This is a genomic window from Acinetobacter bohemicus ANC 3994 (assembly GCF_000367925.1).
GTDB lineage: Bacteria > Pseudomonadota > Gammaproteobacteria > Pseudomonadales > Moraxellaceae > Acinetobacter > Acinetobacter bohemicus.
In genome coordinates, this window is sequence record NZ_KB849170.1 from 1 (window position 1) to 15,736 (window position 15,736).

General features: G+C 40.0%; 12 protein-coding genes and 1 pseudogene. 5 read left to right on the forward strand and 8 right to left on the reverse strand.

All coding sequences use genetic code 11. The features are described from left to right. The 5 genes and pseudogenes from F994_RS09630 to baeS all read right to left on the reverse strand — a co-directional run. A pseudogene (locus F994_RS09630) lies at window positions 1-515 on the reverse strand (hypothetical protein); the annotation flags it as partial. 54 nt (window positions 516-569) lie between these two features. Then, a complete protein-coding gene (locus tag F994_RS09635) occupies window positions 570-1,964 on the reverse strand; it encodes a hypothetical protein (RefSeq protein WP_004649524.1) in 1,395 nt (464 codons plus the stop codon). Window positions 1,965-2,502: 538 nt separating this feature from the next. Further along, the gene (locus F994_RS09640; RefSeq protein WP_004649525.1) at window positions 2,503-3,849 is read right to left on the reverse strand and encodes an amino acid permease; all 1,347 of its coding nucleotides are present in this window, start codon (window positions 3,847-3,849) and stop codon (window positions 2,503-2,505) included. Window positions 3,850-4,098: 249 nt separating this feature from the next. Next, the gene (locus tag F994_RS09645) at window positions 4,099-4,785 is read right to left on the reverse strand and encodes a response regulator (protein ID WP_004649526.1); all 687 of its coding nucleotides are present in this window, start codon (window positions 4,783-4,785) and stop codon (window positions 4,099-4,101) included. A 12-nt stretch (window positions 4,786-4,797) separates the two neighbouring features. After that, window positions 4,798-6,459: a sensor histidine kinase efflux regulator BaeS gene (baeS, locus tag F994_RS09650; RefSeq protein WP_004650170.1), complete on the reverse strand. Its 1,662-nt coding sequence runs from the start codon at window positions 6,457-6,459 to the stop codon at window positions 4,798-4,800. 137 nt (window positions 6,460-6,596) lie between these two features. Between baeS and F994_RS09655 the strand changes: the two genes are divergently transcribed. From F994_RS09655 to F994_RS09665, 3 genes are all read left to right on the forward strand, one after another. Then, on the forward strand, window positions 6,597-7,241 hold the full coding sequence (locus tag F994_RS09655) for a hypothetical protein (RefSeq protein WP_004650171.1): 645 nt from the start codon (window positions 6,597-6,599) through the stop codon (window positions 7,239-7,241). Between the two features lie 295 nt (window positions 7,242-7,536). Next, window positions 7,537-9,339 (forward strand): acyl-CoA dehydrogenase C-terminal domain-containing protein, encoded by a 1,803-nt coding sequence (locus tag F994_RS09660; protein WP_004650172.1) that lies wholly within the window; start codon window positions 7,537-7,539, stop codon window positions 9,337-9,339. A gap of 181 nt (window positions 9,340-9,520) precedes the next feature. After that, window positions 9,521-11,302, forward strand: a complete 1,782-nt coding sequence (locus F994_RS09665) for an acyl-CoA dehydrogenase C-terminal domain-containing protein (RefSeq protein ID WP_004650174.1) — start codon at window positions 9,521-9,523, stop codon at window positions 11,300-11,302. A 64-nt stretch (window positions 11,303-11,366) separates the two neighbouring features. Here F994_RS09665 and F994_RS09670 read toward each other — a convergent pair whose 3' ends face one another. Beyond that, window positions 11,367-11,993, reverse strand: coding sequence for an FMN-binding negative transcriptional regulator (locus tag F994_RS09670; RefSeq protein WP_004650175.1), 627 nt, complete (start codon window positions 11,991-11,993; stop codon window positions 11,367-11,369). 246 nt (window positions 11,994-12,239) lie between these two features. Between F994_RS09670 and F994_RS09675 the strand changes: the two genes are divergently transcribed. Continuing rightward, complete coding sequence (locus F994_RS09675) at window positions 12,240-12,737, forward strand: phosphate-starvation-inducible protein PsiE (protein WP_004650176.1); 498 nt, start codon at window positions 12,240-12,242, stop codon at window positions 12,735-12,737. Window positions 12,738-12,876: 139 nt separating this feature from the next. Here the strand turns inward: F994_RS09675 and F994_RS09680 are convergent, their stop codons facing one another. Further along, on the reverse strand, window positions 12,877-13,422 hold the full coding sequence (locus F994_RS09680) for an RcnB family protein (RefSeq protein ID WP_004650177.1): 546 nt from the start codon (window positions 13,420-13,422) through the stop codon (window positions 12,877-12,879). Between the two features lie 184 nt (window positions 13,423-13,606). Between F994_RS09680 and F994_RS09685 the strand changes: the two genes are divergently transcribed. After that, the gene (locus tag F994_RS09685; RefSeq protein WP_034697027.1) at window positions 13,607-14,056 is read left to right on the forward strand and encodes a hypothetical protein; all 450 of its coding nucleotides are present in this window, start codon (window positions 13,607-13,609) and stop codon (window positions 14,054-14,056) included. Window positions 14,057-14,245: 189 nt separating this feature from the next. On the opposite strand, the gene F994_RS09690 is transcribed toward F994_RS09685, so the two are convergent. Further along, on the reverse strand, window positions 14,246-15,709 hold the full coding sequence (locus F994_RS09690; protein ID WP_004650179.1) for a phospholipase D family protein: 1,464 nt from the start codon (window positions 15,707-15,709) through the stop codon (window positions 14,246-14,248). Window positions 15,710-15,736 lie beyond the last annotated feature (27 nt).

Consider the following 15,736-nt stretch of genomic DNA (forward strand, 5'->3'; position numbering starts at 1 on the left):
TTTAACCAAGCAACCCGATCCATCAATTCAGTCATATTGGTTGTTTGACCTGTGGCTTGGAATTTACCATCCACATAATGACGTCCGATAAGCGCGGTTGCCCCTGTCACAATGGTCCAATCAGGATGAACCTTCCAATCATAGGCAAAACGAGTTCCCACTGTGTCGACATGTTGAGCTTCTAATTCTAATTGATTGTATTTGTTTGCATCAATTAACTGATCATTTTCAATTTGATAATAGAGCTTTGCCATATCATCACTAAAATGAATCTGATAGTCATAAGTCCAAATCCAACCAACAGTCCAATTATCCTGTTTGGTTTCTAATTTCATTTTCCCATGTGCAAAGGCATTATTCCCTTTTTTTAAATTGGGTGTTTCCCAACCATTTAAAAAGGCATGTACGCCAACAGGTTCACTATAAATATCTGCATTTACACTGTATTGAATCGTTTTTTCCGCATAAGCAGAGCATGGCAAACTTAGGGCCAATATGAATAAATTTTTTTTCATTAGATATAAAAGAAGACAGCAAATGCTGCCTTCTTCTCAAAGTTAAGTTTTAGATTAAGGAGCAATATAAGTTATTGTGTCATCAGTAAATTTCACGACATATTGCCCAGATGAATTTTTAGTGAGTGTGCCGTAACTTTTTCCTGAAACCATAATATTCGCTGAAGTAAAGTTATCTACATCTGCAATACTGATTGATGCTCCATTTTTATGCTTAATCACACCCGCAATAATTTGATGGTCTTGATCTAAGTCTTTTGCAGTTAAATCAATATCCAATGCATTTTTATCAACAACTACGGCAACAGTCGCTGTACCTTTGGTAAATTCAGCACGTTTTGCAGCAATATCAATGCTAAATGGTGTAGGTGCTGCATTGGCACCTTTTAAATTGCCACTTAATTTGACATTTAAATTCGCATTGATGAAATTAGTCGATGTTTCCTGTCCCGCACTCACATCAATGACTTTAGATAAATCATTATTCAAATTGAATTTGGCTTCTAAATTCAACGATTCCTGCTGATAACCGACAAGACCTTTCAGTACCAACTCGGATGGAATCAATTGTTCAAGGGGATCAACACCATTATTAAATTGAACTTTTTTTGCTGAGAAAGATAATTCGCTTAAGGTAACTTTCACATCCGCACTTTCAAAGACTAAACCTTGTAATTTCAAAGTCGCTTGATCTGGAATACCTTCACGGTTTTCCATTGTCTCTGCCGTGGCATAAACCATCGATGCAGTACTATCGGCGGTGAAACTAAAACTAGCAGTTTGATTTTTAAGATTCTTGGTCGAAATTTTTCCATTATTCTGAATCTTATAATTATAAGCTGTACGGGCTGTATCAATAAACGGTGCTTCTAAGACCAAATTCGATACCGTAACTTCAGTATCATCACCATAAATTGAGTATGCAGGATCGCTATACCAATGATTTACATTATTCCAAGCGTTGTCTGCTGCAACTTTATCCCAATTAAACGCTTGCCAATACTGGACACTAGCATTACCTGAAATGGTAATAGAAGTACCCGTAACTTGAACCGTTAAATTATTGCTCTTAAATTTAAAATTATGTGCATAATCCTGATTAATTAAATCCTGTATTTGTTGCGCCGTATAAGTCTTGGTCTGACCCTGTGCATCCTGAGTAACAACCTCTACAATCACTAATAATAAATTTGTTGCACGGCTCAAATCTGGAGATGTGTCATTTATGACTTGTGTAGGAACTTTATATTGATCAGCAATATTTTGAAAACCATCATAATAAGAAACAATAGCATTGGTTGTTTTGACAAGTTGTTTTGCTTTATCTAAATCTGAAGCCGGTGTCGTTACCTGTCCACCATCTGCACTACCAGATGACCCACCTCCACCGCCGCCACAAGCGACTAAAGACAAACTACACATCATCGCAATTAATGTTTTTTGCAACATTATAAATCCCTCGAATTAAATTTTATATTTAGAATGAATTAAGTCGACAAAAATATCGTTTTTTGAATAAAAATTCAACTTATTAATCTGTAATTTATTATTTTTTAAGAAAAATTATGCTTTAGTATTATAATTATTCAAATATGTTATTTCACTTATTTGCGTACATTTCAGCAAGCAGTTCCCTCATATTCTGTATGGATAAATTTAAATTTATCCACATCAAGGTCTTTATTCTAACTTTTAATAATGCTCTTACTCTTCAGGATATTCAAAACGATAACCCATGCCATACACTGCCTAAATCCATGCATGACGGTTGCCTGTTTCAGCCGCATCCAAAATTTTAAGACACAAGTTTATGGCTACCGATTACATATTCTTTGCACCGATTACTATTCTTTGCATTGGGTAAAACTTTCATACGCTTCTAGCCATCATGGAACATGGTGAATGACCAAAAATCAATTCACCACTCCAGCTTTTGCCATTCTCACAGATAAGGCTAACTTGAACCCCTTTCCATATATTCAGCAAATCATTCAGTCTTTTTCGCTTGTAACATCTTAAATACACCAAACAACACCACAATCCACACAGGTAGCATCAAGACTGAAAGCATAAAGCCCTGATTCCACATGATATACAAAATCATCAGCATAAAGGCTAAAACAAAATAATTGCTAAATGGTGCAAATAACGCTGGAAACTTGGTTTGAATGCCCTGCTTTTTCATACTCTGTCTAAATTTAAGATGGATCAAACTGATCAACATCCAATTCAACACCGCAGCACTGACCACAATATAAATCAGATAACTGAGTGCTTTTTCAGGCAAGAAATAATTTAACAACACGCAGCCAAAAATAAGCAATGCTGAAAATAAAACAGCAGCTATTGGCGTACCGTGCTGGTTCACTTGCTGAAAGACTTGTGGTGCATTGCCCTGTTCTGCCAAACCTAACAACATGCGGCTATTGGCATACATCCCACTATTACAAACAGAAACCGAGGCAGTCAGAATAATAAAATTCAGTAGATGTGCAGCCCAATCAATGCCCATTTGCTTAAAAATAAGCACAAATGGACTTTTATCTAGCCCACCCAAATCCAATTGATTCCAAGGCACCAAAGATAAAAGAATCGCCAACGAGCAAATATAGAACAGGAAAACCCGAATCACGGTTTGATTGACGGCTTTCGGAATATTCTTTTCTGGATCTTCTGTTTCCGCAGCCGCCATACTGATCAGCTCAATACCACCAAAAGCAAACATCATAAAGGCCAGCATATAAAATAAGCCTTCAAAGCCATGTGGGAAAAACCCGCCGTGTGCCCATAAGTTCGTGATGGATGCGGTTGAACCTACATCAGCCGTCAACAGCAAATAAATGCCGAAGATGATCATCGCGATAATCGCCACAACTTTAATCATCGACAGCCAAAACTCAGACTCTGCATACAGTTTGACATTAGCGAGATTAGCCAGTGTGATCACCACAAAAAATACCAGCACCGAGACCCACGCAGGAATATGCGGCCACCAGTAATTGACATATTTACCAATCGCGGTCAGCTCAGTCATCACCACCAAGATGTACAATACCCAGTAGTTCCAGCCCGTTAAAAAGCCTGAAAACCGCCCCCAATATTTGAAGGCAAAGTAGCTGAATGAACCTGTCACTGGCTCATGCACAATCATTTCACCGAGCTGACGCATAATTAAAAATGCAATCAAACCACCTATCATATAACCCAAAATAATAGATGGGCCAGCAGACTCAATAATATGTGCTGAACCTAAGAACAACCCTGTACCAATTGCACCGCCCATGGCGATCAATTGGATGTGGCGGTTCTTTAAACGGCGCTGAAGTTTAGGCATCTCGCTGCTCAAAACCCATACTCATCTGATAAAAAAATGAATTGTACCGCTTGCACAGGTGATCAACCAGTCTTGTGCTTTAAAATCGCCGATTGCTCAGCCGCATTTCACTGGTTGAATGTTTAACCTTGCGGCTTATATTTGAGCTAGACTGAAAAAATATATATTTTCTCCACAAAATAAACTCATAAAAAAAGCAGATAAACTTTTGCTCATCCGCTTTTTTAAAATCAGAAAACTAAAACCAAGTTAATCTTCAGGATATTCAAAACGATAACCCACACCATACACGGCCTGAATCCATTCATGACGGTTGCCTGTTTCAGCCGCATCCGAAATTTTACGGCGTAGGTTTTTAATATGACTATCAATCACCCGATCCGCCACATCAAAACTGTCAGGGTTAATATGATCTAATAATTGTGCACGTGAATAGACTTGCCCGACATGCTCTAAGAACAACTCCAGCAAACGAAATTCAGTCGGGGTTAAATTCAAGGTTCTTTGTTGATACCAAATACGTTGTTGCGCTTTATCCATACGGAATAAGCTATTTTGCTCAGGTTCAGCTTGACGGTCTAAGCGACGCAACACGGCTTGTACACGAGCCACCAGTTCTTTCGGGCTAAATGGTTTACAAATGTAATCATCTGCGCCCATATTAAGCCCCAATACACGGTCAATTTCTTCAGTGCGGGCAGTAACCATAATAATCGGTAAATCTGACTGTTCACGCACCTTACGGCAAATGGTTAAACCATCCATACGTGGCACCATTAAGTCCAAAATCATTAAGCTGGGTTTACGCTGCGTAAAGCTATCGTAGGCTTCCTGACCATCATGAAACATACTGACTTCAAAGCCTGCTGCTTCTAAATAGTCTCGCACCAATTGTGCAAGTTCAACTTCATCTTCAACCAGCATGACATGTTTCATGAATCTTATTCCTTATGAGTTTAACTGTTTTGGAAAAGTCAGTTTGCAACGCAAACCACCTAATGGAGAATGTTCAAAACTCAATTTCCCACCCAATGCCTGCGCAATTTTACCAGATAATGCCAACCCTAAACCTGTACCACCTGTACTGCGGGTACGTGAATCATCGACTCGATAGAAACGTTCACCTAAACGCGCCAATTGTTCATCCGTTAAGCCAAATGGACTATCATCGACAATCACGCTCCAATGCGTTGCCGACTGCTCAGTATGCACACGAACCTCGCCGCCTGCTTCGGTATAACGAATACTGTTGCCGAGTAAGTTGACCATAATTTGTTTAAAACGATCTATATCCAATTGTAAATTTGCACCTTCGCCTTGCACCGAAATCGATAAATTGGCTTGAGCAAATTTAGGCTTAAAGTTTTCAACTTCTTGTCGCACCACATTCCAAGGATTCACTTCCGCCAAATAACAGGTCAATTGCTGAGCTTCGGCTTGAGCTAAGTCAGCCAAATCTTGCGTCAGTTTTTTCAAACTGGTGACTTGACGTAACATCGCTTCAAAATGTTCCGGAGTGGGTTTACGAATACCATCCTGCATCGCTTCAATTTGAGCTTGCAATACTGCCAATGGTGTTTTTAACTCATGTGAAGTATCGGCCACCCACTGACGACGTGAGCGTTCATGCTGATCTAAAATGACCGCCAATTGGTTAATTTCAGTGGATAAATCACCCAATTCATCATTACGATTAATTTTTACCTGATGCTGATAATGCCCTTTGGTCAATTCACGTGTTGCATTTAACAGTCGTTGAATGGGCTTTTTAAAATAAGTCGCCAATAATAAAGCAGCAATCAGACTGGTTAAAAAGGTCAAACCATAAACCAGCAATAAATAGCGCTTCTGGTTACTAAAGAAATTAATACTTAAAGCATCATCTTGATCCAACACAGGCTTTAAACCTAAATAACCAACCACCTTATTGTTGACCATAATTGGACGATAAGACACCGGAATATCCGAAGGTTCACCCACCACAAACTGTCGATTTGCATCATATAAGGACAAACGAGAACTGAGACCCAAACGGTCAGGCATTGAAATAAATTGCTTTTTTTTGCTTTGGCTAGGTGTTGAATCTGTTTGCGTCCCTTCATTTTTTTTATCAGGACGAAACATATTTTGATTGGAACTTAATGGAAATTGCAGCCCTTCAAAAGGTTGATATTCCGAAGGCAAATTCAACTCAATCATCTTGAGTTCTGCTTCATCGAGTATCGGTTTATGTTGTCCCGCCTTATCTAAATTAGGCGAAACATTCATTAAAGAATTGTCCTGAAAATAACGTTGCTGCAAAGCAATATCGTACTGACGACGTAACCACCAACGCGATAAACGATCATAATCATCTGGCGCTGCCTTGCCTTCAATTTGCAGAATTTGTGCTTGAATGGCATTGCCCCAGTCATGATAGACCGTATACACCCCTGCCAAATTACTGATGACATGATCCAGCTTTTGCATTTCAACATCGGCCACATAGCGCGCAAAGTTTTTTTGCATGGTCCAATGCAAGACACCAAGACTCACCGTCGTAATCACTAAGGTTGTGAGTAATACGGTCAAAAATAGGCGTAGCGCAATTGGAACACGACGAATTTTCAAATGCAAAATCTCAAAATTTCTTCTCAATTTATTATTGTAACCAACACCATCCTAAAAAACTCTCCATTGTTTCTTCATCATTATTATCTATTCTTTAACTGATCAAAATTACATTATTTTTCATTGGAGCTAAAACAATGAATTCCATGATAAAAATTGCTTTAGTGGGTACAAGTATCCTCAGTCTAGGCACTTTAACTGCCTGCCAATCGAACCATAGCGTTAAAGATAATGACCATACTCGCATGATGCACGATCATCATCCTCAGCATGAACACAAAATGACAGCTGAGCAACGTGAACAGTTCAAACAAGCACGTCAGGAACGTAAACAAGTATTTGAACAAATTCAAAAATCCTGTGATGGCAAAGCCGCAGGGACAACAGTACAAATTCAAGCCGGTGACAAAACCCTTGACGGTACTTGCAGCATGACATTTAAACCGGAACATAAAGCGGGTCAAAAAATGCGTGGGGAACAGCGCTCTATGAAAGATGAGCATCGTGCAATGCGCGGTGAAATGGGGAATGCTATGCATATGCAGCATGATGAACCTTTAACAGATGCGCGACGTGCTGAATTAACGCAGCAATTTGCTCAACGCTTAGCAAAACGCCAAGCAATACAACAAGCGATTGCTAAAGCGTGTCAAGGTCAAACACACGGCAAAGCAATTCAGATCAAAGTCGGTGTGCAAACCATCGCTGGTCAATGTGAAATTCGCTTCCAACCTAAAGCCCCTGTTGTACCTTCCCCAGTGCCAGTGAAATCAGTTCTATAAACAGCTTGCCAAGTTTAAAAAGGTGCATTTATGCGCCTTTTTTATTGGACATAAAAATTTACGTATTTGACTATTTATAACATCGAATAAAGGATAAAAGCATTTACACTCAACATACTTAGCAATTTCAAGCTAAAAATCTTTGACTTTACAGTCACCAAGAAAAAGCATGGAAAAGCTTGTACCAAGCGGGAAGATGTTGCACGATTGAGCCATAGAAATACGTGTCATAGAAGGCACGTTCCAATGTTTATTAGGATTATAAGCTGGTTAAACCAGTATTGAGGAAACCGATATGCCACAATACAAAGCGCCCTTACGTGATATGCAATTCGTACTGCATGAGCTATTAAATGCAGAAGAACACTATTCTAAATTGCCTGCATTTCAGGAAACCGTAAGCCGTGAATTGGTTGACCAATATTTAGAAGCTGCTGCGGATTTCTGTGAAAACGAATTGTCTCCAATCAACCAAAGCGGCGACCGCGAAGGTTGTACTTGGAATGATGGCGTTGTTACAACTCCAACAGGCTTTAAAGAAGCGTATCAAAAATATATCGAACTAGGCTTCCCGTCTCTTTCTGCTGAAGAGCAATACGGCGGTCAAGCTTTACCTGTTTCTTTAGGCAACGTGATTTCAGAAATGGTCGGTACTGCGAACTGGGCATGGGGTATGTACCCGGGTCTTTCTCACGGTGCAGTTCGTACTTTAGAACACCACGGTTCAGCTGAACAAAAAGATGCTTACTTACCAAACCTTGTTTCAGGTGTTTGGACAGGCACCATGTGCTTAACAGAATCTCACGCAGGTTCTGACTTGGGTATTATCCGTACTAAAGCTGAGCCACAAGCTGACGGTAGCTATGCAATCACTGGTGAGAAAATCTTTATCTCAGCGGGTGAACATGACATGGCTGAGAACATTGTTCACATCGTACTGGCTCGTCTTCCTGGCGCACCTAAAGGCACCAAAGGTATTTCTTTATTCATCGTACCGAAGTTTAACTTAAATGCAGACGGTACTGTGGGTGAGCGTAACGCGGTACGTTGTGGTTCAATCGAACACAAAATGGGTATTCATGGTAACTCAACTTGCGTGATCAACTTTGACAACGCAAAAGGTTACTTGATTGGACCTGAAAACCGCGGCTTAAACTGCATGTTCACTTTCATGAACACGGCACGTATTGGTACGGCTATTCAAGGTTTATCTGCATCTGAAGGTTCATTCCAAGGTGCATTGACGTATGCGAAAGACCGTTTGGCAATGCGTTCACTTTCAGGTGTAAAAGCGCCAGAAAAAGAAGCCGATCCAATTATTGTTCACCCTGCTGTACGTAACATGCTTTTAACACAAAAAGCATTTGCTGAAGGTGGTCGTGCACTGGTTTACTTATTGTCTCTACATGCGGACGTGGTTGAGCAAGGTGCAACAGAAGAAGAACGTAAATCTTCTGACAACATTTTGTCACTCCTCACGCCAATTGCAAAAGCATTCTTGACTGAAACAGGTTCTGAATCTGCAAAACACGGCGTTCAAGTGTTTGGTGGTCACGGCTTTATTTCAGAGCATGGCATGGAACAAATCGTACGTGATACACGTATTGCTTGCTTGTACGAAGGGACAACTGAAATTCAAGCACTTGATTTGTTAGGTCGTAAAGTGTTGGGTACTCAAGGTGCAATGTTGAAAGACTTCACTAAGATCATCCACAAATTCTGCGACGCCAACAAAGACAATGCAGGAATGAAAGAGTTTGTTGAACCCCTTGCTGCTCTTAATAAAGAGTGGGGTGATTTGACTATGCAGATTGGTATGCGTGCAATGCAAAACCCAGATGAAGTGGGCGCTGCTGCGGTAGACTTCCTATACTTCTCTGGTTATGTAACGCTTGCTTACCTATGGGCGCGTATGGCGCTTGTAGCACAAGAAACGCTGGCTGCGGGTACAACTGACGTTGACTTCTATAACGCGAAAGTGACCACTGCACGTTTCTACTTCAAGAAAATCCTACCACGCGTTCGCTCACACGTTGACGTGATTGCGGGTGGTTTAGAGCCATTGATGTCTTTAGATGCTGAACATTTCGCTTTCTAATAAAACATTGTAAAAAACTGTACTCATGAGTACAGAAATAGAGAAAGGACGGTCATAGCTTTGGCGGTCCTTTTTCTTTATAAATACACATAAATGTTAACTCTTAGTCGTCTAACATGCTCGGAATCCCTTGCTTAGACTGACTAATACCCAAATTTAAACAAAAACAGGTGTCCGAATCATGCCAATCTATAATGCGCCACTTGCAGATATGAAATTCATCCTTAATGATGTATTCAATGCAGAGCAATTCTGGCAAGCCAATGAAAATCTTGCACACATCGATGCTGCGACGGCAGAAGCTATTCTTGAAGAAATGGCTAAATTTGCGCAAAACGTGACTTTACCGATCAACCGTACCGGTGATGAAGAAGGTGCAACATTTAGCAATGGCAATGTGACGACGCCTGCTGGTTTTAAAGAAGCATTCAAACAATATGCTGAAGGTGGTTGGATTGGTTTAGGCGCTGACGAAGAATGGGGCGGTCAGGCAATGCCAAAAATGCTGACGGTTCTCTCTGATGAAATGTTATTCGCGACCAACCCATCATTCATGCTCTACCCGCTTCTTTCTGTCGGTGCGGGTATGGCGTTAAACAGCTATGCATCACAAGAGCAAAAAGAAACTTATTTACCTAAAATGTATACAGGTGAATGGTCAGGTACAATGTGCTTAACAGAGCCACATGCAGGGACTGACTTGGGTATTATCAAAACCAAAGCTGAACCGAATGCAGATGGTAGCTATAACATTACAGGGACTAAAATCTTTATTACCGGTGGTGACCACGACCTTTCTGAAAACATCATTCACTTGGTTCTGGCGAAAACTCCTGATGCACCTGCGGGTTCACGCGGTATTTCATTATTCATCGTACCGAAATTCATGGTGAATGAAGATGGTTCTATCGGTGAACGTAATACGGCAGGTCCGGGTTCAATCGAACACAAAATGGGCATCAAAGCCTCTGCAACATGTGTGATGAACTTTGATGCTGCCAAAGGTTATTTGGTCGGTAAAGAAAACGAAGGCTTAGCGGCAATGTTCGTGATGATGAACTACGAACGTTTATCCATGGGTATTCAAGGCCTAGGCGCTTCTGAATATGCTTACCAAAATGCAGCACAATATGCGACAGACCGTTTACAAGGTCGTAGCGCATCTGGCGTTCAATCGCCAGCTAAACCGGCGGACAGCATTTTAGTTCACGGTGATGTTCGTCGTATGTTGCTTAATGCACGTGCCAATAATGAAGCATCTCGTGCATTTGCAGTTTACGTGGGTCAGCAACTAGATATCACTAAATTCTCAACCGATCCTGAAGCAATTAAAGCGGCCAATAACCGTGTTGCCCTCCTTACTCCAATTGCAAAAGCATATTTAACCGATACAGCATTTAATGCGGTGATTGATTCGCAAATGGTATTTGGCGGTCATGGTTATATCCGTGAATGGGGTATGGAACAATGCGTACGTGATTTACGTATTGCACAAATTTACGAAGGCACCAATGGTGTTCAATCGCAAGATTTAATTGGTCGTAAAACCATTAAATGTAATGGTTTATTCATTGCAGAATATATCTCTGAAATTCGTGACTTTGCCAACAGTTTAGACGCTGAGTTAAACTTCATTAAAGATGCCACACTCGATGCTGCAACTGAAATTGAAGCAGTGACGCAATATGTGATTGAAGCTGCAAGTGAAAATATAGAATTCCCGAACTCTGCGGCTGTTGATTACCTGCATGCAGTGGGTCTTTTAAGCTTCTCGTATATGTTTGCAAAAATTGCCAATGCAGCACAAGCGAAAGATGGTGAGTTTTATCAAAATAAATTGGCACTGGCTCAATACTTCGTACAACGCATTTTGCCAGAGCTTGAACTTCGTATTACCAAAGTAAAAGCAGGTTCAGAAGTGATTATGAACTTTAGCGAAGACTACTTTACTACTCAGGCTTAATTTTCCGAACTAAGCTTTAAAAACGCCTGCATTGTCAGGCGTTTTTTACTTTGGATGATCTTTTTTATTTTGGATAATATTTCCGAATTGTCCCAGACATTTCGGGATAATGCTTTTCTAAAGCATGTGCGACATTTTCAGCATCTACTTTTGAACGATTCTGACTGACTTTAAATTTTCCTATAATCGAAGAAATTTCAATTTCGATTGCTACAATTTTTTCCAGCTGTTCTTCAATAAAATCATTCGGCGCATCCCCCATTTTCCAAGGAATATCCTGTGATGCTTCATGAGTACGCGTTAAACGCGCCAATATTCCATGTAAATATTTTGGATCCTCTATTTTTTGGATACTTCCTGTGACATGCACCACACGGTAATTCCACGTCGGAACAACGCGATGATGCTCATGTTTACCCACATACCAATTCGGAGAAATATAAGCCTGCTCTGCCTGAAAAATCACATACGCGGATAAGGGGTGATCTAAAATTTCACACAATGGATTTTCTTTTGCAATATGTCCTTTAAGTACACCCAACTCGCCTTGAGTTGAATCTAACTCTAGTGGAATATGATTCGCTTCGATTTTTCCATCATGGGTGACAATCACACTGGCCAATGAATGTTGTTCAATTAAATCGAAAAGTTCCAGAAGGTTTTCCTGTTTAAAATGCGTGGGTAAATACATTTATTATTCTCAAAAAGTAAATATCGCTAAATTCTAAAATCAATACTGCACATGAGTCATTGTAAAATACTATTCTCTATTAGTCTTTATATGCGACTAGACGAAGCAAACAGCGATAAAGTATGAACTACAGCTCTCTCATTCAACCAGAAAATTGAATCAATAATTTTTTGATTTATCTTTCATGTGCATGAAATTTGCATAGTATTTAATAAATCTCAGTTTTTATAAAATAAGGAGGAAAAAATGTCTGAACGAAATCCCAAAGTTGAAAAAATTGAAGCCCTCCTCGACAAACTAGGCAATTTAGCCGTTGAAACCTTTCACTATGTCGCGCTGTTTATTATTGGCTGTATGGTGGCTTGGTCTGCGGTACATACCGTAATTGATATTTTAACCGTCAAACAATATGCAACCATTGATGACATTTTATTGTTATTTATCTATTTAGAATTAGGCGCAATGGTCGGAATTTATTTTAAAACCAACCATATGCCAGTGCGCTTTCTGATTTATGTTGCAATTACAGCACTGACCCGCCTACTCATTTCCGACATTCAACATGACCATAAAGCAGATATGGATCTGATTATTATCACTGGTTCTATTCTTATTTTAGCTTTTTCAATTTGGATTGTACGTTTTGCATCTTGGAATTATCCATCCGTAATTCGTGACAAGCACAGTGAAAAACCGCTACCTGAAGGTAAAACACCTCGTCCACAAGATGATGAATTAGCTTAAAAACATCATGCTTTTTCAATCCCCCTTTTACCCAAAGGGAGATTGAATAAAGTTTAAAATATTGCTTTAAACCAAGTACAAATTCGGATTGAGTAAGAATTTTTTTATTCAAACACCCTGCTAAAAAATATTTTTTAGATTATCGATTCGGCACCAACACATAGCGACCATGTTCATAAATCCAATACATTCCTGTAGGTGGTGCGGGTAAACCTAAACGACGCCAATCTGTAATTAAAATCGAGTTTGAACTTTCAATCCGTGCCGTATTCGGGTCACCATTCACCCAGCTATAACTTTGCGAGTTCTGCGTAATGGTCGTTGGTGCATGGTATTGAATACTCACCCCATTTTGGATTGGTGGATAGCCACCATGTGGCGGATGTGATGGATAAGACGGTGTTGGTCGACTTGGATAATAAGGTCGATGTTGTGGGTAACTATTTTGCGGATAGTTGTTTTGTGGGGAATTCGGTTGATGCAAGGAAAAATTAGGTCGACTTGAAGTATAGTCATTTGGTGGATAGCTATTTTGTGGGTAATTGTTTTGTGGGTAACTCGGTCGATGTTGATGCTTACTGGTATCGACACCTTGATAATTTGACCAACGGTTTTCCGCTTGAGTCATTGCTGAAGCCCCAAGAAGCACCATGCCACCCAGAGCACAAAGAATTGCTACTTTCATCAGAGACTCCCAATATTGTTGATACAACCCATTCTAATCTCTAGTTTAGGATAAAGAATGAATAAAAAACCATCTAATGCAACGTTTTGTAAACCAAATATTTGAATCATTTCATGCGTTCATGCAACTAAGCATGCCCGATGTTTATGCTAAGATATTCTTTTTTGTTACTGGATCAAGCAGAGTGTCTGATTTAAGTTTTGACCGCCTACATCAATTCTTTTGTAAAGTGCCGAGTATACAAGAAGCATTCATTGATGCTTATGGTTCAGATGGTCAACATGCATGGTGGTTTAAATTTCAAATTAATGTAGAGCACCCTCTAGCATGGCAAACCGTGCAAGAATTGGGGCATGTGCTGAATTACATTTCAAAGAATGAACGCCTGCCAACGCAGTTCCTCCCTGTTTCACCACCGCCCTACATGAATGGTGAAGCAAAAGACTTTTTGGCTTGGGTGATTCAGTGTAATCATCCAGACTTTCCACCCGATGTGGTGTGCGATTGGCTAGAAGCACGTTTACCACAACCTGTTGAAGATGAAAGTCAGTGGAAAATTAAAACTGATTTATCTGAACTGGATAAAATAAAAGATGCCGATTTGGATAAGTTAGTCCCCCCCAATCCACAATAATATTTTGAGTAAAAAAAGCGCTTAATGCGCTTTTTTATCTTTAACAAATTCAATTTCCCTCTTGTGCCATATACAGCTCATCTTTAAAAAAGAGGGACTTTCATCCTTCCTTATTAATACTTAAATAAGATAGCTCCACCCTTTCTCAAAGGGAGCTTGGGAGGGATTTAAAAAATTTGGAACAATTTCCTAAAACGTCGATACCCCACTCCATTCCATAAAGCGGTAAATCGCATATTTCAGTTTCGACTCATCCGCATAAGTGCTGTAGTCAACACTCATATTTTTGCCTTCTAAGTTCGACCAAGCGGTATTAAAATATTGATTGGCATCGATAAAGACCTGCGCTTGTGATGTCCCGACCACACGTAAATCGGTTTCCAAATTATAATTTTTGATGTTGCGTGCGGTGAAATTTGCTGAGCCTAAAATCAGCTCGACATGCTGTGCATTATGTTTCACAATCATCTTGCTATGACACTGCTCACCTTGGGTCTTACACCAACGTACAGGCACACCCGCATCATTGAGTTCAGATGCCACTTGGCGGTTTGGAATACCATTTTTCTGACGGCCAAAAGCATCTTTATTCGGATCAAGTAATATGCGCAGTTTTACCCCACGTTGATGTGCAGTAATTAACGCTTTGATAATATCCCGTTCCGATAAATAGAACATGGCTAAATCAATTTGCTCTTGTGGCTTAGCCGTTTCAATCAGTTTTAATGTTGCATCATAAATGGCTTTTTCAGTCAGTACCTGAACTTGTGGCAAAGACTGTGCTGCCTCAAACTCACCCATAATCACCATCGGAATGTCACCTTTTGACATTCTACCTACAGCCTGTTCAGTCTTTAACACATCAATTGCAGTATTGCCTGAAACCAACAGTGCAACATTCGAATGCCGTGAACTGCCATCATGCGGGTTAGCAGAGGTTACTAAAGTTTTCCAACCTTGAGCGGTATCGACCACCAAAGTTTTACGATGATTGGCTCTAAAATTAAATAAGTTAAAATAACTTCTTAATGTGATTTTTTCTTCACCAAATGGATTCGGCAACCAGCCCTTTTCAGGATTATTGCCTGCATCTTGACAACAGATATACCAAATACCTGACCAGAGTGGATTGGATGCACGTAGCGGCGTTAAATTCGTTTCAATCACATCAATACCGGCTGCGCGTAACTGACGATAATGCTCGGGTGCAACACCGCCATAAACTGAATTAATCGGGTCGGTAATCACCTTAATTTCAATATTCGGTTGCACACGACGTTTTAAAATTAAAGTATCGGTGAGTTGCTGAGCAAGTGTGCGGTGCACCACACCAGACTCGCCAACCTCTTTATTGAATAAGAACATATCCAGCACAATCGTGCTTTGTGCCTCATCAATCATTTTTAACATTTGATTAAAAATATGATGCTCTTGTTGTTGTTTGCCTTGCACATCAATATAGGTTTGATCAGCAATAAATTCTACTTCGGCATGACGTAACTTACCGGTAAAATCCAAACCCTCAGGTAAAGGCTTATAGGTATGATAAACCGCTGATGAGAGATAGCCCAAAGCCAATAAGCTGACCATTACGCTGACATAACGACGGCGTGACCAATTCAATTTTTGATGAATTCGTTGAAAAATACGCATAACAAAAAACCTAGTCCAATCGCATCA

What these genes read in the sequence shown, in the direction of transcription:
- F994_RS09665 (WP_004650174.1), top strand. Translation starts at nt 9,521, where the DNA reads ATGCCAATCTATAATGCGCCACTTGCAGATATGAAATTCATCCTTAAT.
- F994_RS09635 (WP_004649524.1), bottom strand. Translation starts at nt 1,964, where the DNA reads ATGTTGCAAAAAACATTAATTGCGATGATGTGTAGTTTGTCTTTAGTC.
- F994_RS09655 (WP_004650171.1), top strand. Translation starts at nt 6,597, where the DNA reads ATGAATTCCATGATAAAAATTGCTTTAGTGGGTACAAGTATCCTCAGT.
- F994_RS09640 (WP_004649525.1), bottom strand. Translation starts at nt 3,849, where the DNA reads ATGCCTAAACTTCAGCGCCGTTTAAAGAACCGCCACATCCAATTGATC.
- F994_RS09660 (WP_004650172.1), top strand. Translation starts at nt 7,537, where the DNA reads ATGCCACAATACAAAGCGCCCTTACGTGATATGCAATTCGTACTGCAT.
- F994_RS09645 (WP_004649526.1), bottom strand. Translation starts at nt 4,785, where the DNA reads ATGAAACATGTCATGCTGGTTGAAGATGAAGTTGAACTTGCACAATTG.
- F994_RS09670 (WP_004650175.1), bottom strand. Translation starts at nt 11,993, where the DNA reads ATGTATTTACCCACGCATTTTAAACAGGAAAACCTTCTGGAACTTTTC.
- F994_RS09675 (WP_004650176.1), top strand. Translation starts at nt 12,240, where the DNA reads ATGTCTGAACGAAATCCCAAAGTTGAAAAAATTGAAGCCCTCCTCGAC.
- F994_RS09680 (WP_004650177.1), bottom strand. Translation starts at nt 13,422, where the DNA reads ATGAAAGTAGCAATTCTTTGTGCTCTGGGTGGCATGGTGCTTCTTGGG.
- F994_RS09690 (WP_004650179.1), bottom strand. Translation starts at nt 15,709, where the DNA reads ATGCGTATTTTTCAACGAATTCATCAAAAATTGAATTGGTCACGCCGT.